Origin of the sequence: Janthinobacterium sp. SUN100 (assembly GCF_030397705.1) — a bacterium.
Classification (GTDB): Bacteria; Pseudomonadota; Gammaproteobacteria; order Burkholderiales; family Burkholderiaceae_D; genus Janthinobacterium; species Janthinobacterium kumbetense.
Window position 1 is genome coordinate 373,417 of record NZ_JAPUBU010000005.1, and the last position, 18,373, is coordinate 391,789.

Below are 18,373 nucleotides of genomic sequence, written 5' to 3' on the forward strand. Positions count from 1 at the left end.
ATATTAAAACCCGGTCACCACCGTGTTCATGTGCTCGACCTGGGGCGGGGCGGCAAAGAATTCGCCCACCAGGCCGCGCCACGCCTGGAAGTCGTCGCTGCCGCGGAAATGCACGGTATGGTCTTCCAGGGTCGTCCAGCCCACGACGAGGCGGTAGGCGTCGCCGTTTTCGATCGAGCGCTCCAGGCGCATCGACTCGCAGCCGCGCGCGCGCTGGAACAGGGGGATGGCTTTCGTCACGGCCGCTTCGAAGGCAGCGTGCGTGGCCGATTTGATCTGGATGTGGGCAATTTCAAAAATCATGGCAAGTTCCACTGAGGAATGAAGGAAGCTTGATCTTGCCATAATTTGACCGCGCGGGGGAGAGCGCCTCAGCCAGCGAGCGTAGCGACGCCTGCGCGCCGGCCGCCCGCGTGGCTGGCCGTGCGCTGGTCGATATCGCAGCCGTGATGCGCCTGCACGATGGCGTGCGCCCGTTCCCGTTCCTGCGCATTGCCGATGGCTACGACGAGGCGGAACATGCCGCGCCACGCGGCCTTGCCCTGTATGGGGACGGTGGGGACGGCCTCGTCGTCGACCGTGTCGAGCTGCACGGCGTGCGCGGGGAAACCATCGTCGAGCAGGGCGCTGCGGGCCTGTTGCGCATCGGCAAAATGGTCGAAGATGCGGATCAGGGCGGGCGCAACAAGGGGGCTGGTGGCGGTGTGCATGGCCAGGCTTTCGAGTGGGGGCGTCCGAGTTTGACCTGCCAGCCTTTCGAGTGGGGGCGTCCGAGTTTGACCTGCCAGCCTGTAAAAAATTCTGCCTCAGCCTGTAAAATCCTCGATCAAGGCGCAAAAGTTTGATAAATATCCAGTATGGTTGCCAAGTCGCGCTAAGATACGCCTTGCGGTGCGTCTTGCTGGCAGGGATGCGGGATCAATCTTTCATAGGAGAACTAAATGGCAGCGAAGAAAATTCTGTTTTTGACCGGCGATTTTGCAGAAGATTATGAAACGATGGTGCCGTTCCAGGCCCTGCTGATGCTCGGTCATACCGTGCATGCCGTGTGTCCCGGCAAGAAGAGCGGCGAGACGATCAAGACGGCCATCCACGATTTCGAGGGCGACCAGACCTACACGGAAAAGCCGGGCCATTTGTTCACCCTGAACGCCAGCTTCGACGACATCGACCCGGCCCAGTATGACGCCGTGATGATCGCCGGCGGCCGCGCTCCCGAATACCTGCGCCTGAACGACAAGGTCATCGCCGCCGTGCGCCATTTCGCCGAAGCGGGCAAGCCTGTCGCGGCCGTCTGCCACGGCGCGCAGTTGCTGGCCGCCGCCGACGTCATCCGCGGCAAGCGCATTTCCGCCTATCCCGCCTGCGCGCCGGAAGTGAAGCTGGCGGGCGGCACGTATGCCGACATCGCCGTCACGGACGCCGTCACGGATGGCCAGTTCGTCACGGCGCCCGCGTGGCCCGCGCATCCGGCCTGGCTGGCGCAGTTCGTCAAGCTGCTCGGTACCGAGATCCGTTTGTAACCTTTACCAGCCCGGCAGGCCGCAGCGCTTGCCGGGCGCACTACTTTTCAGATTCGAGTTCTTCATGCATGCGCCGCGCAGTCAATCTTCCCGCAAACAACTTCCAGCGTCACGCTGGCGCCAGCGCCGCCTGGCGCAAGCCGAGTCGGGCCTGAGCGCCGCGCAGGAACGCCAGCTGGCCACCCTGCATGAGATTTCCACCTTGCTGGCGGGACAGCACGCCATCGATGCACTGTGCCGCGGCTTCCTGCGCCACGTGATGCAGTTCGCGCAAGCGGAAGGGGGCACCGTGCGCATCCTCGATCCGCAGCACGATACCGTGCACATCATCGTGCACGAAGGCATTTCCGATGCCATGGTGGAAGAGGAACACTGCATCCGCAACAACGATTGCCTGTGCGGCGCGGCCGTGGCCCAGGGCGTGATCCAGATCCGCGATTTCCGCCAGGTCGATGCCATGCAGCGCTACCGTTGCCAGGATGAAGGATTTATCGCCATCGCCGTCTTTCCCATCCTCGCGCGCGACCAGGTGGTGGGCAGTTTTTCGCTGCACTTTGCGCGCCCGCAAGCTGTGCATGCGCAGCAGCAGGGCTGGCTGGAAACGCTGGGCCAGAGCCTGGGCATCGCCATCGAAAACCAGCGCCTGATCGCGCGCGAAAAGGAATTCGCCGTGGCGCGCGAACGCAGCCTGCTGGCTGAAGGCTTGCATGACAGCATCGCGCAAAGCCTCAACTTCATCAGCCTGCAAGTGCAGATGCTCGACGATTCCGTGCGCCGGGGCCAGCTCGACGAAGCGGCTGAAGTGTTGCCGCTGATGCGCATGGGCGTCGAGCAAAGCTACCAGGACGTGCGCGAATTGCTGGTCAATTTCCGCACCCGCTGGCATGGCAGCGACCTGGAAAGCAAGCTGTCGGAAGTGCTGGCCAAGTTCGAGCTGCAGACGGGCGTCGTCGGCACGCTGGACATGAGCGGCAATGGCGCGCCGCTGGCGCCCGAGCAACAGTTGCAGATCCTGTTCATCGTGCAGGAAGCGCTGTCGAATATCCGCAAGCACGCGCAAGCGAGCAACGTGGCGCTGCGCGTGGTCAACGGGCGCGATTTCGCGCTGCAGGTGCGCGACGATGGCGAAGGCTTCGCCGCCAACCTACGCGACAAGAAAACGGAATTGCAGATCGGCTTGCGTATCATGCAGGAAAGAGCCGAGCGGCTCGGTGCGCAATTTGCCATCGACAGTACGCCCGGCGGCGGCACGACGATCTCGCTGGCCTTGCCGGCAGCCCGGCGCCAGGCCGCGTAACAGATGACTTATCCCTATCAGGCCACAAACATAGTGAACGCACCAATCAAAATCCTGCTGGTCGACGACCACACCTTGCTGCGCAGCGGCGTCAAGCTGCTGCTACAGCGCAATCCTCAATTCCAGGTGGTGGGCGAGGCATCGAACGGGCTGGACGGCGTGCGCCTGACGGCCGAACTGCGGCCCGACGTGGTGCTGATGGACTTGAACATGCCCGGCGTGTCCGGCGTCGAGGCGCTGCAGCTGATCTTGCAGGACTTGCCGCAGATGGTCGTGCTGATGCTGACCGTGTCGGAAAACGCGGCCGACCTGGGCGCGGCCCTGCGTGCGGGCGCGCGTGGCTACCTGCTGAAGAATATCGAAGCCGAGCAGCTGGGCCAGGCCATTTGCCGCGCCGCCGCCGGCGAATCCGTGATCGCCGACGCCATGACGGCCAAGCTCGTGTCGCAGTTCCGCGCGGGGCAGAACGCGCCCCAGGCCGACTATGACAAACTGACGCCGCGCGAACGCGAAGCCATGGCTTGCCTGGCGCAAGGATTGAGCAACAAGGAAATCGCGCGCCAGCTCGATGTGGCCGAAAGCACGGTGAAAATCCACGTGCAAAACATCCTCAAAAAGCTTAAGCTCAGCAGCCGCGTGCAGATCGCCGTGTATGCCGTCGAGCGCGAGTTGAGCAAATAAAGATCAAACAAAGTGCAAATAGTGCGCAAGGAATGCGCGATTGTTTGATCTGCATGGCGTTCCGGCCTAGACAACCCTAGTTCCTTTGACGTATGGCCTTGACCGTGCCTGCGCATTACACTCTTAGTCATTCGCTAATCTAATAAGAGAGTGTCATGCATAAGGTCAACGTCGATGGCTTGCTATCGAGCCAGGCTCTGTTTCGCCATATTTCCCCTTCGCAATTAGAGCAATTGCGCCAGGATGTCGTGCGCGTCGAAGTGGAAAAAGGCAAAGTGCTGTTCCGCAAGGGCGAAGTGGCGGAAGGCGCCTATGTGGTGGTCTTCGGCCTCGTCAAGCTGAGCGTGTTTTCCATGGAAGGTACCGATAAGGTACTGGAACTGATCCGCCCGGGCCAGAGTTTCGGCGAAGCCATGATTTTCCTCGATGAACCGTATCCGTTCTGCGCCGAAGCGCTCGAGCACTGCCTGCTGCTGCGCATTCCGCCGCATGCGCTGCTGCGCCTGCTGGACCAGTCGCCCCGTATCGCGCGCCAGATGATGAACAGCCTGTCGCATCACCTGATGGGTTTTATCCGCAACGTGGAGCGCTGCTCCGTGCAGAACGCCACCCAGCGCGTGGTCGAGTACCTGCTGCAAGCGTCGGACCAGCAGCGTTCGAACGAGGTCAAGCTGGACTTGAAGAAAAGCCTGTTGGCATCGTTCCTGAACCTGGCGCCCGCCACCCTGTCGCGCGTGCTGCACCAGTTGACGGACTTGCATTTGATTAAAGTCAGCGGTTCGTTGATCCAGATCCAGCCGGACGCCTTGAAGACGTATCGCCATGGTTCTACCGCGGCCATGCTGAACTAAGCTTTTTCAGCAGGCAAGGTCAGTCGCCAGAACAGCAGGGCGAGCAAGCTGACCGCCGCGCCCAGCGCGCATACCCCATGCCAGCCCGCCAGCGCATACACGCTGGTGGCGGCAATCGCACCGAGTCCGCTTCCCACCGCATAAAACAGCATGTAGCACGCCACCAGGCGGCTGTGCGCGTCGCTGTCCTGCTTGAAAATCAGGCTCTGGTTCGTCACGTGGATGGCCTGGCCCGCCAGGTCCAGCGCGATGATGCCGACGATCAAGGGCCACAGGGACGCGCCCGCAAAGCTGAGCGGCAGCCACGCGGCCAGCAGCAGCAACAGGGCTGCGCCCGTCGTCCACTGCGCGCGGCCATTATCGGCCAGCGCCCCGGCGCGCGCCGCGCCCAGCGCCCCCACCACGCCCACGAGGCCAAACGCGCCGATGGCCGCATGGCTATAGCCTTGCGCCGTCAGGGGCAGCACCAGGGCGCTCCAGAAAATATTGAACACGGCAAACATCAGCAGGGCCAGCGTGCCCCGCACGCGCAAGACTTTGTTGTGCATCAACATCTCCACCATCGAGGCGAGCAGGGCGCCATACGCCAGCTGTCGGCTGGCCGGCTGCGCCGGCGGCAGCTTGCGCCACAGCAGCAACAGCAGGGCGCAGGCGATGGCCGCCGACACAAAGTATACGGCGCGCCAGTCGGCCACATCGGCCACCACGCCGGACAGGGTGCGCGCCAGCAGCAAGCCGATCACCACGCCGCCCTGCGCCATGCCGACCACGCGGCCCCGCTCGTGGCTGGCCGCCGCGCTGGCCGCATAGGCGATCAAGCCCTGCGTCATGGCCGTCCCCAGCAAGCCGACCAGGAGCATGCCGCCCAGCAAGGCGGCCGTGGAGCGGGCGCAGCCCAGCGCCGCCAGGGAGATGGCCAGCAAACCCAGCTGGAACAGGGTCAAACGGCGCCGGTTCAGCATGTCGCCCAGGGGAACCAGCAGCAGCAGGGCCAGCGCGCAGCCGAGCTGCGTGGCCGTGATGACCATGCCGCTGGCCGCTTCCATCATGCCGAATTCCTGCGCCAGGGTGGCGAGCAAGGGCTGGGCGTAATACACATTGGCCACGCTGAGGCCGGCCGCCGTGGCAAACAGCCAGACGAGGGAGGGGGGAAGTGCTGTCGTGATGGATGGGTTGGTATCGCGCATGGGTCTGTATGTAAGTGGTTTCAAATTAAAACCAGTTGGAGTCTACGCCGGGAAGTTTTAAAATGCAACCACTCAATCCTGGAGAAAGCCCGTGGCCAAGCGCAAGAGCCTGAAAACCGACCCCTGTCCCGTGGCGCGCGCGCTCGACGCGATCGGCGAGCGCTGGTCGCTTATGATCGTGCGCGACGCCTTCGACGGCATGCGCCGGTTCGGCGAGTTCCAGAAAAGCCTGGGCGTGGCGAAGAACATCCTGGCCGACCGCCTGCACACGCTGGTGGAAGAGGGCATCTTTACGGTTGCGCCCGCTTCGGACGGCACGGCCTACCAGGAATACGTGCTGACGCCCAAGGGGCTGGCCCTGTTTCCCGTCATCGTCGGCTTGCGCCAGTGGAGCGAGGCGCAATTGTTCGAAGCGGGCGAGGCGCATTCGACCTTGCTGCAGCGCGGTTCGGGCTTGCCCGTGCGCCGCATGGACGTGCTGGGCGAGGATGGGCGCGTGTTGCAGGCGGGCGACACGGTCGTGCACAAGGTGTTGCCGCAATGAGCCGCGTGGCCGTGCTCGGTGGGGGCATCACGGGCGTGACGACGGCGTATGCGCTGGCGAAACGGGGCGTCAATGTCACCCTGATCGAGCGCCACCGCTACGCCGCCATGGAAACGTCGTATGCGAACGGCGGGCAATTGTCGGCCTCGCACGCGGAAGTGTGGAACCACAAGGCAACGATCTTGAACGCCCTGAAATGGATGGCGCGACGCGATGCGCCCCTGCTGCTGCATCCCTGGCCCAGCTGGCACAAGCTGAGCTGGTTTGCGGAATTTCTCGCCGCCATGCCCGCCTACGAGCGCAATACCATCGCCACGGCGCGCCTGGCGATCGCCGCGCGCGCACACTTGTTTGCCTGGGCGCAGGAAGAGCATATTGATTTCGATCATCGTCGCGCCGGCATCCTGCACGTCTACCGTGACCGGCGCGGCTTCGAGCGGGCGGCCGGCGTGTCGCGTTTGCTGGCACAGGGCGGACTGGAGCGGCGCGCCGTCACGCGGCAGGAAATGCGCGCCATCGAGCCGGCCTTGCAGGGCGACTTTTACGGCGGCTACTACACGGACAGCGATTCCACGGGCGACATCCACAAGTTCACCAGCGGCCTGGCCGACGCCTGCGCCCGCCTGGGCGTGGCGTGCCGCTATGGCACGCAGGTGACGGCGCTGGCGCGCGAACACGGCAAGGTGCGCATCAGCGTGGGCGCGGGCGAGGACAGCACCCTGTTCGACGCCGTCGTCATCTGCGCGGGCACGGCCAGCCGCGCCATGGCGGCAATGCTGGGCGACCACGTGAATGTGTATCCCGTGAAAGGCTATTCGATCACGGTGCAGCTCGACGACGCAGCCAGTCGCGCGGCGGCGCCGAAGGTCAGCCTGCTCGACGACGCGACCAAGCTGGTCAGCAGCCGCCTGGGCGAAGACCGGCTCAGAGTGGCGGGCACGGCGGAGTTCAATGGTTTCAATGACGACATCCGCGCCGACCGCATCCGCCCGCTGGTGCGCTGGGTGGAGCAGTGTTTTCCGGGCGTCAATACGCGCAAGGTGATCCCGTGGGCGGGCTTGCGCCCCATGCTGCCCGACATGCTGCCGAAAGTGGGGCCGGGCAAGGCGCCTGGCGTGTATTACAACACGGGCCACGGCCACCTGGGCTGGACCCTGGCGGCCGCCACGGCGGAGATGGTGGCAGAGGTGCTGCTTAGTTCTTCGGCAGCAAATCGCTGAGCGCGGCGCGGCCCTTGACGGTGAGGAAGGGGCCGACCTTGCTGTACGGCAGTAAAAAGTCGTTTTCGCAGCCGCTGCCGTTCGAGTCTTCCCAGAAGGACACGCCTTCCGGCTTCAGGGACAGGTGGAAGCGGCCGCGGCCGTCGTAATCCGTGCCCTTGCATTCGGCATCGATTTTCACGTCCTTGAACAGGGCCTGGCGCAGGCGGTCCGGCAATTCGGCCTTGTCGTCGCCATCGCTGGCGCTGGCGCCAAACCAGTTCCACACGTCCGTTTCCTGGCCCGTTTTGACGTCCCAGGTACGGAATTTGATGGAGATGCCGCTGGCGCCATAGCCTGCCGCCCAGCGGTAGAACTTGACCGTCACCCAGCGCGGCGACCAGTAGGTCGGCTCCGCATACACTTCGTCTTCCGTCGTGAAACCGTTGCGGCCCAGGTATTCGCGCCGCGTGGCATAGAAGTCGGCCAGGTCTTTTTTACTTTTTGCCAGCACGGCGCGCAACTGCGCATTGATTTTTGTCACGCCATCGCCGGGCGCGATCAATTCCACGGTGATGGTGTCGCCCACTTGCAGGTTGCGGTATTGCTTGCCTTCGAAGGCGATCGGCTTGCTCGTCTTGGTGCTGGGAAAATCTTCCAGCGCCAGGTTGTAGGCATCGCTGGCGCAGGATGGATGCTCGCGGTCGCCCGCCGCTTCCAGCAGGGTCAGGGCCAGGGGCAGGGTCTTGCCGCTTTTCGGGTCCGCCCAGGTGCCGGTGACTTTGCCATCTTGCGGCGCATCCAGGGACCAGGTGCCCGTCGTGTCGCCCTTGGCGTCGAGTTCCTGCCACAGGACTTTACCGTTCGGCTTGGTCAGCATGATCGGCGTCTTGTAGCGCGTGTAGTAATAGTTGCCGCTGCGGTCCGCGCCTTGCGTGGGGCTGGGCTGGTTGAAGCAAGCCACGATATTGGCCTTGCCCACGGTGCCCTGCCATACCCCTTGCACGGGCGGCTCGGCCGCCATGGCGGCGTGCAGGGCGGGCAGGGTCAGGCAGGCAAACAGAAAGCGGCGCATCGGTTGTTCCTCTCGTGGGCGAAGGCCGATTCTACATGGCCCCGCCCACGAGATGCCACACGTCAACTTATTTGCCGGGACGCTCCTGCGCCACCACGGCCATCGCCGCGCCCAGGTATTGCAGCATGGCCCCGTCGACGAAGCTGCCTTCCATCAGACGCGGTTCCTGCTGGTGCGCCTGGCGGAATTTCAGCTGCGTGGCCGGGTTCGTGCCCGCATACGAGCGGAACAGTTCCAGCCACTGCCGCGCCAGCTGCAGCACGGCCGGGTCGGTGGGCGGCGTGCGCGCATCCATGGCGGCGCGCACGGCGGCGATCAGGGCCGGCCACTCGCCCGAACGCCTGCCGTAGTTGGCGAGTAGATACGCATATTCCTGCTCATCGAGGAAAGGTCGATACAGCGCAATGCGCGAGGCATTGAAGGCGGCGATGATGAATTGCATCACGTCCGCATCGACGCTGGTCGTCGCTTGCATCGATGGTTCCTGCTCGTGCATGCTGTTCAGGCGCGCGAACAGGCCCGGGTGGGCGCCCGTGTCGCGCACCAGCTTGACCATCCATTCCGTGGCCAGCGCTTGTGCTTGCGCATCGCCGGGGCCGGCGCCCGCCTCCTTGACGGCGCGCACCCTCGCTACCAGTGCTTTCCATTCCTGTTCCACGGCGCTATCTGTCAGCAGCGGCAGCTGTTGCAGTTCTTCGGGACTAAAGTATTTGTCGTACATGGTCATTAACTCCATAGTGGTAAGCCACTCGGCCAGTTCCGGCGCCTGCCCCTGCGCCAGTTGCGCCTGCAGGGTGCGCAGGCGTTCGCGCAGGGTGGAAGCTTGCGCGATCTGGCGTTCCAGCATGGCGATCTGCTGCGCCACGATGGAATGCAAAGGCAGGTCCGGGCCGGCGAGGGCGTTGGCGATATCGGCCAGCGACAGCCCGAACTTGCGCAGCGCCATGATCCGGTGCAGCCGGTCCATGTCGCTGTGCTGGTACAGGCGGTAGCCAGCTTGCGTGCGCGCCGAGGGCGAGAGCAGACCGATGCTGTCGTAGTGGTGCAGGGTGCGGATGCTCAAGCCTGTCATCTTGGCCAGTTCACCGATTCTCAACAGCATGGGGTACTCCTTTCCGGGTGCGTGCAAGCAGAATCGCACCTGACGTAACGTCAGGGTCAAGCGGAATTTTCAACTGAATCAACTGATCGTCAGCCGCTGCCGCAGTTCCTGCAGCAGGGTGCCTGTTTTCGGCGTCAGCTGGCGCGCCAGCGGCCACGCCAGGTACAGGGGCAAGCCTTGCGTGGCCAATGCCGGCAGCACCGCCACGATGGCGCCCGTGGCCAGGTGTTCGTGCACCAGCCACGTAGCCAGCTGCGCCACGCCCAGGCCTGCCAGTACGGCGGCCGTGCGCGCTTCCGCGTCGCCCACCGTCATGCGGGGAGATGCCAGGCGGTGCTCGACCTGCCCGCCCGTGGCGACGTCAGGGAAGACCCACGGCATGGGCGAACCGTCGCCGCGTCCGTAGGCGATGCAGTCGTGGCCATCCAGATCCGCTATGGACGCGGGCGTGCCGCGCCGCGCCAGGTAGCTGGGCGCCGCGCACAGGATCAGCTGTTCGTCGCCCAGGTGCATCTGGCCCAGCGCGGCCGGCCAGTGCGAGGGGGCGCCGATGCGCACGGCGATGTCGATGCGCTCCTCGAACAGGTCGACAAAGCGGTCGCTGAAGGCGATCGACGGCTGCAAGCGGGGATACTGAGCGCACAGTTCCAGCAGCGCCGGCATCACGCGCAGGCGCCCGTACGAGGCGGGTACGCCGATGCGCACCTGGCCCGCCAGTTCCGCCGCGTGTTCGGCCAGCACGTCTTCCGCATCCATCAGTTCCTGCAGCACGCGCTTGCAGGTGGCGTAGTAGGCGCGGCCCGCGTCGCTCAGTTTCAGCCGGCGCGTGCTGCGCTCGAACAGCAGCACGCCCAACCGCTCTTCCAGCCGCGCCACGCTCTTGCTGACGGCCGAGCTGCTCAGGTGCAGGCGCTCGGCCGCCCTGGTAAAACTGCCCGCGTCGGCCGTGGCGAGAAATGGCGTGAGGCCCTTGAGATGTTCCGATGAAAACATGATCCGCGAATTTTATTCATGAATAGGGGGAAATAGTATCGCGGATAAGAATTGGTGTCGCGGATATGATGTTTTTTTATTTTGGAGGTTTTCTCTCATGCAAAAACACGCTCTCATCATCGGCGCCAGCGGCATCATCGGCAGCAACCTGGCCACGCACTTGCTGGCGCAGGGCTGGCAGGTGACGGGCGTCTCGCGCGGCCGCACGCCCGTGCCGGCAGGCTGCACTTCCCTGCAATTGGATGCCACGGATGGCGCGGCAGTAAACGCCGCCCTGGCGGGCCTGGACGCCAGCCACGTCTTTTTCACGGCCTGGGCACGCCAGGCAAACGAGCAGGAAAACATCCGCGTCAATGGCGCCATGGTGGCCAATGTGCTGGCCGCGCTGGGACCGGCCGGCCACTTGCGCCATGCGGCGCTGGTCACTGGCCTCAAGCATTACCTGGGGCCGTTCGATGCGTATGGCAAGGGCAGCGTGCCCGTCACGCCGTTCCGCGAAGAGCAGGGCCGCCAGGACGTGGACAATTTCTACTATGAACAGGAAGACCGGCTGTTTGAAGCGGCCGCGCAGTACGGTTTTACGTGGAGCGTGCACCGCCCGCACACCATCATCGGCTACGCGCTGGGCAATGCCATGAACATGGGCCTGACCCTGGCCGTGTATGCGAATTTGTGCAAGGCCGGCGGCCAGCCCTTCGTGTTTCCCGGTTCGCCCGCGCAATGGCACGGCTTGTCCGACATGACGGACGCGGGCCAGATCGCGCGCCACCTGGCGTGGGCGGCCGACAGCCCGGCCGCGCGCAACGAGGATTTCAATATCGTCAATGGCGACGTCTTCCGCTGGAAGTGGCTGTGGCCGCGCCTGGCCGCCTATTTCGGCGTCGCGGCGGCCGACCTGCCCCAGGTGATGGCGCCGCTGGCCGAGCGCATGCAGGATGCCCCCGCCCAGTGGCGCGCCATCGCGCAGCAGCATGATCTGGCCGAGCTGGATGTCGGCCGCCTTGCTTCCTGGTGGCATACGGATGCCGACCTGGGCCGGCTGATGGAAGTGATGACGGACATGGGCAAGAGTCGCAAGGCCGGCTTCCCCGATTACCAGGATACGCAAGACGCCTTCTTCAAGCTGTTCGAGAAGTTGAAGGCGGAGCGCGTCATTCCGCGTTGACGGACTCCGCGGCAGCCGGTGGCGTGGCTGCCGCCGCTGCCGCCGCATTTGCCGCATTTACTTTATGCTGCTGCGCCCGCTGCCATTCCAGGCCCGGGCGGTCGACGCGAAATTGCAGCAGCCGTCCCTGCACCACTTCCGTCACGTACGCCGTGCGGCCATCGGGGCCGCCGAAGGTGATGTTACTCGGCTTGGCGCCGGGCACGCTGATCTCGCGCAAGATGCGGCCCTGCGGCGATAGTTTGACCACGCTGCCCTTGCCGAAGCGCGTCACGTACAGGTTGCCGTCGACGTCCACGCGCATGCCGTCCATGCCGAAATCGTCGAACTTGATCAGCAATCGCTTGCCGCTCAGGCTGCCGTCCGCGGCGATGTCATACATCCAGATATTGCGCTGCACGCTTTCATTCACATACAAGATCTTGCCGTCGGGGCTGACCTCGATGCCATTGGCCGTGCCCATGGTGTCGAGCGCGAGGGTCACCGTGCCGTCTTGCGCGATGCGCCACACGCGGCCCGTGTTTTCCTTCCAGTTCGGGTCGCTCGCATACAGCACGTCGTCGGCCGTGATGGCGATGTCGTTCGGCTGCGTCATGCGCGGTTCGCGCGCGTGGATGGTGAGCGCGCGCGTGGCCGGGTCGACCAGGTAAATCGTGTGTTCCATGTAGTCGGCCAAATACATCTGCCCACGGCTGCCGAAGCGGATGCCGTTGGCGATGCTGGTGCCAGGCAGGGTCAGGTACACCTCGCCCATGCCGCCCGGGCTGACCTTGCCGATGGTTTGCTGGCGCGCAAAGTTGACGGCATAGATATTGCCATCCGCATCCACGGCCGGGCCTTCGACGCCCTTGGTAAAGGAGTGCGCGGGCGTGAGGGTGGTGGCGAGGAACAGCGTTTCGTGCGCGGGCGGGCTGGCGCAGGCGGACAGGTTGGCCAGCGCGGCGGCCAGCACGGCCGTGCGCAGCGACGGCAGGGCGTATCGGGAATGGGGCATCGGGTGTTCTCTGTATGGCAAAGGTGGCGTATGTTACCCGACGCGCGCCGACACAGGCGCCGGGCTAGGCTGCCACCTAGGCCGCCACCACGACGAGGTCGGGGAAGTCGTCCTGCCAGCCGTCCCATTCGTCTTGCAGATGGGCATGCATGCCGGCCCGGTCTTGCGCCTGATCAAAGGTGTCGGCGCTGGCCAGCAGGAAGCGGGCGATGGCGCGCAGGGTGGCCGGGTCGGCCTGGATGGTCACGTCGGAGCAGGGCAGGGGCCGCTCGGCGGCGGCTTCCTGCAGATAGCAGTGCAGCGATAAATGTGTGCTCATGGGTGTCGGTGGCTGATATAGGCGCCCAGCATGGCGTGTGCGTTCAGGGCGGTGCGGGCGGCGTCCAGTTCCTCGGGCGGCAGGTACCAGAAGGTGAGGCCGGCATGCTCTTCGCAGCGGCCATACGCCTGCATCGCGTCGCGCAGCGCTTGCCGGCGCTCTGGCGGCAGCGCATCCAGTCTGGCTTGCGTGAAACCATTGATCGGATATACATCGCGCAGGTGCGAATCTTGCAGCCCGCGCCGCTTGATGGCGGCCCAGTTATTTGCGGGGCAAGGAGTGCCAAAGGTCATCGGATGGGCTTCATCGATCTGCCGGTAGCCGAGTGCGTAGCCGGTGCCATAGCCCTGCGTTTCAGCGTAGCAGTACACATATTCGCAATGCTCAAACAGGCCGGGTATGGCCCGGGCACCGTCGAACAACGGCATCAGCGCAAGCTTGCTGGCGCGTATGGACAGAACCAGCTCCGAGCCCGATGAATACATGGCCTGCGCGTCGCAGTTGACGGCCTCGTCAGCTTCGTCGGGCGGCACGAGACGCGGCGAAAGCAGTCCGATGCCGTCGGTCTCTGGCGCGAACAGCATCTTCTCGTAATTTCGCTGTGAGAACTTGACGATCTTGCCGCGCTTGTTGCCGTAGCGCTCGACGGGTTCGCCGATGTGCGCGAACCAGGCGAACAGCTGCGCGCTGGCCGCGGCGGCAATGAAGGGGGTATTTTTCTTGAATTCGCCTACCAGGAAGTGATATTGGTCCATGTGTCGCCAGAGTGAATGGGTAACGCGCATGATGCCATGTGCGGGAGCGTGCGGCTAGCGCGCACGCGAGGAATGGCGCAGGTCTGGATGCACGGTGACGTAGCAGGACGGGTGGAATGGAAAAAGATGCGCGACAGGACGGCGCAATGGCCGGGTTGAGGCGTATGATGGAAATACGGATGTGGTTGCCGCAATGCAGTGCGACCGGCATGGGCCGCACGTCTTGCAGGTTTTTTTCGTGGTTTTGGCAGTACTGACAACGAGGAGACATCATGGACAAACCCGAATTCATCCTGGCCGCCAAGGCCATGGAAACCCTTGAGATGTATCAAACGTTTTACGGCCACTCCAGCGAATACCAGGCGCACCAGCAGGAAGTATTGAAACTGCTGCGCCACAAGGGCGCCTCCCTGCTGGTGTCGGACCATGGCCCGGCGAAGTTCTTGCTGGCGTTTGCCGATGCGCTGGAGGTGGCCAGCTTGCCGGGGGAATACGTGCCGCTCAGCCGCAGGTAGGGCGGGCCGGTAACGGCAGGGGGCGTCTTCTACGGAGCGCGCGCCTAGCCGCCTTTCGCGCCCTCGTTCAGCGAGACCCTGGGCAGGCGCACGGTAAACACCGTGCCGCATTCCAGGCTCGATTCGGCGCCGATGGTGCCGCCGTGCGCGCTGGCGATTTCACGCGCGATAAACAGCCCCAGTCCGATGCTGGTGGCATTCGGTGCCTTGTGATCGTCGGAAACGGCCAGCTGCACCAGGGGGTCGAATATGCTCTTCAGCGAGGCTTCCGGGATCTGGCGGCCGAAATTCTTGACCTGTACCACGGCCGTATCGGCATCGCCGCTGGCCGTGATGGTGACGGGCTGGTCGTCGGTGCGATATTGCGCGGCATTGTTGAGCAAATTCGAAAATAGCTGGGCCAGACGGGGCGCATCGAAGTCGCCGATCATCTCGCCCGTGGTGCTCAGTTCAAACTTGCATTGCGGGTGGGCGGCCGAGGCATCCTCGACGGCTGTCCTGCAGATTTCCCCCAGGTCGCCCAAGGTGGGCGAAACGGGCATGTGTCCTCCCAGCTGCGTCCTGGCAAATTCCAGCAAGTCGTTCACCATGGTGGTCATGGTGGCCGCGCTGCGGGCAACCCGTGCGCCGATCTGCACCGAGGAAGAGGCGCTCGCGCTCGGCCGGCTCAGCAGCGCGCCTGCCATCGTCATCGTGTTCAGCGGGCTGCGCAGATCGTGGCTGAGGATGGCGAGAAAGGTATTGCGGGTGCGGTCGCTCTGCTGCGAATAGCGGATGGCCGATTCCTGCAGCGCCTGGTCTATCGCTTCATTGAAGCGCAGGATGTCGTCCGTTGCCGTTTTCGACGCCACCGACACCTGCGCCATCCACAATCGCAGAACGCTGGCCCGCATGGCGCGAAATTCCGCCGTCAGCTGCGGCAGGGTGAAGCCAATCTGCTGGCGCAGGGAACCGTGCGTGGCCGCTGCCGTTTCCTTGCCCGTTATTTCCGATACGCCCGTGGTCGATTTCTTCTTGCGCTGCGCCGCGTTCTCGATGACGTCCATGTCGCGCACGATGGTTTGCAGCATCTGCTTTGCATGATCGCGCAATTCCGCTTTCGAGATGGCGGCTCCGGGAATGGGCAGCGACCTGGCGAAGAGTTCCCACTCTTCCAGGATCGGCTCCAGATGGCCGGTAATAAAGCGCGACAGTTTCACGGTGGACCAATGCGTTGATGGAAGAGGGGCCAGTGTACGCCGTTGCGGCGAGGGGTGGGGGATTGCGTTCCGGCCGAGGGTGTCAATAGGTACGACAAGGCAGTTTCTTGCACAGATGGATGCGCTGCTTCTGCCGCTTGAGTCGCTCAAGCAGAAGGATCCGATCGGCTGTGCTCCGGTGCCATGAGGCGAGCCCTGATGTTAGCAGTGCCGGGCAGCGGCCACGTCAGCAAATCGCTCCATATGTTCCTTTTCCCGTGCGCAGGTCGAGTCCGAAATAGCATTCGTATCCCGCCTCTTTTGTATAAACGCAGGTAATATCGCCCCTGCGCCGCTCCCTGTAATCGGCTGAGGAACTGCAGGCCTGTTCCTGCCTCACATCGGGTCCGATCTGAGAAAACAATTCCCTTGCCAATTCCCCTTTGACCATGATTGCCACTTTCCGGTCGCCTTGCGTGGGTGGCAGCATTTCGGACAGTGTTCCGCCATAGATCTGGTAATCACCTCGCAAGGGCCGTGGTTCGCCAGTCCATTCCCTCTGCTTGTCGGCGGCTTGCGCCGTTGAAAAGAGCGCAAGCGCCATGGCGCAGCGGGCAAAGTGAGGTTTCATCGATGCTCCCTGATTTCAATATGAAGATGGTCGTCGTGCCCTTTCAGAGACCGGACGCGCCCACCGGCGATCGTCTTTTGCACCTCCTCATCGTTAAAGAAGACCTTGGTGACCATCGGATGCTGCAAAAACAGGCGTATCAATTTGATGGTGGCGCTCCGGTCATACACGTCATCAAAGCGCGATACACGTGCTGACTGGCCTTCCAACTTGTCCCTCCGTAAGGGACGTAGATCCATTTCAATGCCTTTTCTGTGACTGACATGCTTGTCGTACGCTAATCCTTCCGCGATGCTGATATTGCCGATGCCAAATTTCCTATCATCAATTGCCTGCCATTCACGTTCGATGTAAAAGATCAGGGATAGCAAGCTGGGGTGCGCATATTGGGCCATATGGCCGGAACTTGGCATCCGGTGGAGATTGCCATAGACGTAGTAGCCTGCTCCTTCGGGAGCTTGCGGCAAGATGAAAAACCCGCGCTTATCCCTAGGCTGAACTTCGAGCATGGTCAACTCCGCTATGCGCAACGGTGGGGGAGCTGGCATTGTTTCGCATTTCTTTCCTTCTGGAATTGCGGTATCACAAACTATGGCGAGCTGGAACCGGATTCTTCGATGCCATGACGGCGAAGACCTGTTACCCGGCAAATGAGTTCTTCATGGCTTGTGACAATATGTGAATATGTTGTTGCCTATTTGGTGCACACTTTGCGGCATGTCAATCCGGGAGTGTCGCCATGATCAGGTCACGCAGCTTGCCGCCACGCTTGTTGGGAGCAGGTTTCCGTGGTTTTTCCTTGCTGCCGCTGGCCATCTCATTTGTCGTGCTGGTGTGCCTGTCGCTCCTGGCGATCCAGTTCTGGATGACCTTGCGCGCACGGGAAGTACAGCTGAGTGAGGCGGCCCGCGAAAGCGCCAATCTGGCGCAATCTGTTGCGCAGCATGCCTATGACACCATCAAGGAAGCCGATACGGTGCTGGTCGGACTGGTGGAACGGGTGGAAACAGACGGTGTTTCCGATAGCGAATTGGCCCGCATGCACAAATTGCTGGTCGCCCGTGTCGCCGAGCTGCGCCAGTTGCACGGCATCTTCATCTATGCCAGGGATGGCAGCTGGCTCGTGAATTCGCAGAAAACGCTGTTGAGCAATCTGAATAATTCTGATCGGGATTATTTCAACTACCATCGAACGCATGAGGAGCGGGGGCCCTATGTCGGACCTCCCGTGCGCAGCAAATCAACGGGGCAATGGATAGTCACGGTATCGCGGCGAATCAATATGCCCGACGGAAGTTTCGGCGGCGTGGCGCTGGCGACCATCGACATGAATTATTTCAGGCTGTTTTATGAACGCTTTTCGATAGGGAAAAAAGGCGCCATTTTCATTGCGAATGGAAAAGGCATTCTTTTATTGCGAAGGCCTTTCGATGAAAGCCTGTTGGGACGCGATATTTCGCAATTCCCCGTGTTCCACGATTATTTGCCCAAAAGTCCCGTTGGCACGGCCGTGATCAAGTCGGGCGTCGATGGCGTGACGCGTATCAATAGCTATCGAAGGGTCGAGGAATACCCGCTGGTTGTCTCTGCCGCACTGTCACAGGATGAAGTCCTCGCTTCGTGGCGTCTCGACACGATTTTGCAGAACGCGGTGGGTGGCGTGCTGGTGCTGCTGATTGCCTTCATCGGATACCGCGTGGTGCGGCAAATCGATTTGCGGGTCAAGAGCGAGGCTGGATTGCTCGAGGCGCGCAATGAACTGGAATTGATCAATGAAACCCTGGCTCGCCTTGCCAACCAGGATGGATTGACGGGGCTGGCGAACCGGCGCCACTTCGACCAGTCGCTGCTTGCCGAGTTCAGCCGTGCGCAGCGTGAAGACGGCTCGCTTGCGCTGGTGTTGATCGATGTCGACTTCTTCAAGCAATACAACGATATCTATGGCCATGTGGCCGGCGATGAGTGCCTGAGAAAAATCGGCAAAGTGGTCGGCTACAGCATGCGCCGGCCGGGCGACCTGGCGGCACGCTATGGTGGCGAGGAAATGGTCATTTTATTGCCTGGAACGGATTTGCCGGGCGCCCTGGCGGTGGCGGAAGGCGTTCGTCAGGCAGCGCAATCGCTGGGCGTCGAGCATCGGGGCAATCCCCTTGGCGTGGTGACGGTCAGCGTCGGCGTGGCGGCTTTCATGCCGACGCACCTGGAAAACCAGGCAGTCGAACTGGTTGAACTCGCTGATACGGCACTGTACAAGGCCAAGGCATCCGGCAGAAATCAAGTCTGTTATGCCTCGCCTTGCGAGCCGGCCGAGCAGGCCGCGACTGCTTTTGCGTTTCGATAGCGATTGCTGACGGCGGAGTAAGG

At 62.9% G+C, this 18,373-nt stretch carries 21 protein-coding genes; 9 read left to right on the forward strand and 12 right to left on the reverse strand.

What is annotated here, in order from left to right; genetic code table 11:
* Positions 1-3: 3 nt before the first annotated feature.
* Both O0881_RS24575 and O0881_RS24580 read right to left on the reverse strand, forming a co-directional pair.
* The gene (locus tag O0881_RS24575; RefSeq protein WP_034781921.1) at positions 4-303 is read right to left on the reverse strand and encodes an antibiotic biosynthesis monooxygenase family protein; all 300 of its coding nucleotides are present in this window, start codon (positions 301-303) and stop codon (positions 4-6) included.
* 68 nt (positions 304-371) lie between these two features.
* Positions 372-710, reverse strand: coding sequence for a hypothetical protein (locus tag O0881_RS24580; RefSeq protein ID WP_289913426.1), 339 nt, complete (start codon positions 708-710; stop codon positions 372-374).
* A gap of 231 nt (positions 711-941) precedes the next feature.
* On the opposite strand from O0881_RS24580, the gene O0881_RS24585 reads away from it, so the two are divergent.
* The 4 genes from O0881_RS24585 to O0881_RS24600 all read left to right on the forward strand — a co-directional run bounded on the left by O0881_RS24585 (position 942) and on the right by O0881_RS24600 (position 4,352).
* Complete coding sequence (locus O0881_RS24585) at positions 942-1,523, forward strand: DJ-1/PfpI family protein (protein WP_289913427.1); 582 nt, start codon at positions 942-944, stop codon at positions 1,521-1,523.
* A gap of 64 nt (positions 1,524-1,587) precedes the next feature.
* Positions 1,588-2,820: a GAF domain-containing protein gene (locus tag O0881_RS24590; RefSeq protein ID WP_289913428.1), complete on the forward strand. Its 1,233-nt coding sequence runs from the start codon at positions 1,588-1,590 to the stop codon at positions 2,818-2,820.
* Positions 2,821-2,823: 3 nt separating this feature from the next.
* On the forward strand, positions 2,824-3,501 hold the full coding sequence (locus tag O0881_RS24595; protein WP_170846465.1) for a response regulator: 678 nt from the start codon (positions 2,824-2,826) through the stop codon (positions 3,499-3,501).
* 155 nt (positions 3,502-3,656) lie between these two features.
* Positions 3,657-4,352 (forward strand): Crp/Fnr family transcriptional regulator, encoded by a 696-nt coding sequence (locus O0881_RS24600; protein WP_034781930.1) that lies wholly within the window; start codon positions 3,657-3,659, stop codon positions 4,350-4,352.
* Here the strand turns inward: O0881_RS24600 and O0881_RS24605 are convergent.
* Positions 4,349-5,539 carry an MFS transporter gene (locus tag O0881_RS24605; RefSeq protein WP_289913429.1) on the reverse strand — a complete coding sequence of 397 codons (1,191 nt, stop codon included), beginning with the start codon at positions 5,537-5,539 and terminating at the stop codon, positions 4,349-4,351. The two genes, O0881_RS24600 and O0881_RS24605, sit on opposite strands and share 4 nt — an antisense overlap.
* 91 nt (positions 5,540-5,630) lie before the next feature.
* On the opposite strand from O0881_RS24605, the gene O0881_RS24610 reads away from it, so the two are divergent.
* Together O0881_RS24610 and O0881_RS24615 are read left to right on the forward strand one after the other, a co-directional pair.
* Positions 5,631-6,083, forward strand: coding sequence for a helix-turn-helix domain-containing protein (locus O0881_RS24610; protein WP_289913430.1), 453 nt, complete (start codon positions 5,631-5,633; stop codon positions 6,081-6,083).
* Positions 6,080-7,303: a D-amino acid dehydrogenase gene (locus O0881_RS24615; RefSeq protein ID WP_289913431.1), complete on the forward strand. Its 1,224-nt coding sequence runs from the start codon at positions 6,080-6,082 to the stop codon at positions 7,301-7,303. The genes O0881_RS24610 and O0881_RS24615 overlap by 4 nt, the downstream gene beginning before the upstream one ends.
* On the opposite strand, the gene O0881_RS24620 is transcribed toward O0881_RS24615, so the two are convergent.
* From O0881_RS24620 to O0881_RS24630, 3 genes are all read right to left on the reverse strand, one after another.
* Complete coding sequence (locus O0881_RS24620) at positions 7,278-8,357, reverse strand: hypothetical protein (RefSeq protein ID WP_289913432.1); 1,080 nt, start codon at positions 8,355-8,357, stop codon at positions 7,278-7,280. The genes O0881_RS24615 and O0881_RS24620 overlap by 26 nt on opposite strands.
* A gap of 67 nt (positions 8,358-8,424) precedes the next feature.
* Positions 8,425-9,459 (reverse strand): MerR family transcriptional regulator, encoded by a 1,035-nt coding sequence (locus O0881_RS24625; protein WP_289913433.1) that lies wholly within the window; start codon positions 9,457-9,459, stop codon positions 8,425-8,427.
* Between the two features lie 78 nt (positions 9,460-9,537).
* Positions 9,538-10,452 carry a LysR family transcriptional regulator gene (locus O0881_RS24630; RefSeq protein ID WP_289913434.1) on the reverse strand — a complete coding sequence of 305 codons (915 nt, stop codon included), beginning with the start codon at positions 10,450-10,452 and terminating at the stop codon, positions 9,538-9,540.
* 97 nt (positions 10,453-10,549) lie between these two features.
* Between O0881_RS24630 and O0881_RS24635 the strand changes: the two genes are divergently transcribed.
* Entirely contained in the window at positions 10,550-11,617 is a 1,068-nt protein-coding gene (locus O0881_RS24635; RefSeq protein WP_289913435.1) for an SDR family oxidoreductase, read from the forward strand.
* Here O0881_RS24635 and O0881_RS24640 read toward each other — a convergent pair.
* The 3 genes from O0881_RS24640 to O0881_RS24650 all read right to left on the reverse strand — a co-directional run bounded on the left by O0881_RS24640 (position 11,604) and on the right by O0881_RS24650 (position 13,685).
* On the reverse strand, positions 11,604-12,611 hold the full coding sequence (locus tag O0881_RS24640) for an SMP-30/gluconolactonase/LRE family protein (protein ID WP_289913436.1): 1,008 nt from the start codon (positions 12,609-12,611) through the stop codon (positions 11,604-11,606). The genes O0881_RS24635 and O0881_RS24640 overlap by 14 nt on opposite strands.
* Positions 12,612-12,687: 76 nt before the next feature.
* Positions 12,688-12,930 (reverse strand): hypothetical protein, encoded by a 243-nt coding sequence (locus tag O0881_RS24645; protein WP_289913437.1) that lies wholly within the window; start codon positions 12,928-12,930, stop codon positions 12,688-12,690.
* Positions 12,927-13,685, reverse strand: coding sequence for a hypothetical protein (locus tag O0881_RS24650; protein WP_099665162.1), 759 nt, complete (start codon positions 13,683-13,685; stop codon positions 12,927-12,929). Before O0881_RS24650 ends, O0881_RS24645 begins: the two co-directional genes overlap by 4 nt.
* 272 nt (positions 13,686-13,957) lie before the next feature.
* On the opposite strand from O0881_RS24650, the gene O0881_RS24655 reads away from it, so the two are divergent.
* On the forward strand, positions 13,958-14,200 hold the full coding sequence (locus O0881_RS24655; protein ID WP_099665161.1) for a hypothetical protein: 243 nt from the start codon (positions 13,958-13,960) through the stop codon (positions 14,198-14,200).
* Positions 14,201-14,244: 44 nt separating this feature from the next.
* Here O0881_RS24655 and O0881_RS24660 read toward each other — a convergent pair whose 3' ends face one another.
* The 3 genes from O0881_RS24660 to O0881_RS24670 form a co-directional block, all read right to left on the reverse strand.
* Positions 14,245-15,399, reverse strand: a complete 1,155-nt coding sequence (locus O0881_RS24660; RefSeq protein ID WP_289913438.1) for a HAMP domain-containing sensor histidine kinase — start codon at positions 15,397-15,399, stop codon at positions 14,245-14,247.
* Positions 15,400-15,625: 226 nt separating this feature from the next.
* Complete coding sequence (locus tag O0881_RS24665) at positions 15,626-16,009, reverse strand: hypothetical protein (protein WP_289913439.1); 384 nt, start codon at positions 16,007-16,009, stop codon at positions 15,626-15,628.
* Complete coding sequence (locus tag O0881_RS24670; protein ID WP_289913440.1) at positions 16,006-16,518, reverse strand: penicillin-insensitive murein endopeptidase; 513 nt, start codon at positions 16,516-16,518, stop codon at positions 16,006-16,008. The genes O0881_RS24665 and O0881_RS24670 overlap by 4 nt, the downstream gene beginning before the upstream one ends.
* A 230-nt stretch (positions 16,519-16,748) precedes the next feature.
* Between O0881_RS24670 and O0881_RS24675 the strand changes: the two genes are divergently transcribed.
* On the forward strand, positions 16,749-18,350 hold the full coding sequence (locus tag O0881_RS24675; protein WP_289913441.1) for a sensor domain-containing diguanylate cyclase: 1,602 nt from the start codon (positions 16,749-16,751) through the stop codon (positions 18,348-18,350).
* Positions 18,351-18,373 lie beyond the last annotated feature (23 nt).

What these genes read in the sequence shown, in the direction of transcription:
- O0881_RS24575 (WP_034781921.1), bottom strand. Translation starts at nt 303, where the DNA reads ATGATTTTTGAAATTGCCCACATCCAGATCAAATCGGCCACGCACGCT.
- O0881_RS24580 (WP_289913426.1), bottom strand. Translation starts at nt 710, where the DNA reads ATGCACACCGCCACCAGCCCCCTTGTTGCGCCCGCCCTGATCCGCATC.
- O0881_RS24585 (WP_289913427.1), top strand. Translation starts at nt 942, where the DNA reads ATGGCAGCGAAGAAAATTCTGTTTTTGACCGGCGATTTTGCAGAAGAT.
- O0881_RS24590 (WP_289913428.1), top strand. Translation starts at nt 1,588, where the DNA reads ATGCATGCGCCGCGCAGTCAATCTTCCCGCAAACAACTTCCAGCGTCA.
- O0881_RS24595 (WP_170846465.1), top strand. Translation starts at nt 2,824, where the DNA reads ATGACTTATCCCTATCAGGCCACAAACATAGTGAACGCACCAATCAAA.
- O0881_RS24600 (WP_034781930.1), top strand. Translation starts at nt 3,657, where the DNA reads ATGCATAAGGTCAACGTCGATGGCTTGCTATCGAGCCAGGCTCTGTTT.
- O0881_RS24605 (WP_289913429.1), bottom strand. Translation starts at nt 5,539, where the DNA reads ATGCGCGATACCAACCCATCCATCACGACAGCACTTCCCCCCTCCCTC.
- O0881_RS24615 (WP_289913431.1), top strand. Translation starts at nt 6,080, where the DNA reads ATGAGCCGCGTGGCCGTGCTCGGTGGGGGCATCACGGGCGTGACGACG.
- O0881_RS24620 (WP_289913432.1), bottom strand. Translation starts at nt 8,357, where the DNA reads ATGCGCCGCTTTCTGTTTGCCTGCCTGACCCTGCCCGCCCTGCACGCC.
- O0881_RS24625 (WP_289913433.1), bottom strand. Translation starts at nt 9,459, where the DNA reads ATGCTGTTGAGAATCGGTGAACTGGCCAAGATGACAGGCTTGAGCATC.
- O0881_RS24630 (WP_289913434.1), bottom strand. Translation starts at nt 10,452, where the DNA reads ATGTTTTCATCGGAACATCTCAAGGGCCTCACGCCATTTCTCGCCACG.
- O0881_RS24635 (WP_289913435.1), top strand. Translation starts at nt 10,550, where the DNA reads ATGCAAAAACACGCTCTCATCATCGGCGCCAGCGGCATCATCGGCAGC.
- O0881_RS24640 (WP_289913436.1), bottom strand. Translation starts at nt 12,611, where the DNA reads ATGCCCCATTCCCGATACGCCCTGCCGTCGCTGCGCACGGCCGTGCTG.
- O0881_RS24645 (WP_289913437.1), bottom strand. Translation starts at nt 12,930, where the DNA reads ATGAGCACACATTTATCGCTGCACTGCTATCTGCAGGAAGCCGCCGCC.
- O0881_RS24650 (WP_099665162.1), bottom strand. Translation starts at nt 13,685, where the DNA reads ATGGACCAATATCACTTCCTGGTAGGCGAATTCAAGAAAAATACCCCC.
- O0881_RS24655 (WP_099665161.1), top strand. Translation starts at nt 13,958, where the DNA reads ATGGACAAACCCGAATTCATCCTGGCCGCCAAGGCCATGGAAACCCTT.
- O0881_RS24665 (WP_289913439.1), bottom strand. Translation starts at nt 16,009, where the DNA reads ATGAAACCTCACTTTGCCCGCTGCGCCATGGCGCTTGCGCTCTTTTCA.
- O0881_RS24670 (WP_289913440.1), bottom strand. Translation starts at nt 16,518, where the DNA reads ATGCTCGAAGTTCAGCCTAGGGATAAGCGCGGGTTTTTCATCTTGCCG.
- O0881_RS24675 (WP_289913441.1), top strand. Translation starts at nt 16,749, where the DNA reads ATGATCAGGTCACGCAGCTTGCCGCCACGCTTGTTGGGAGCAGGTTTC.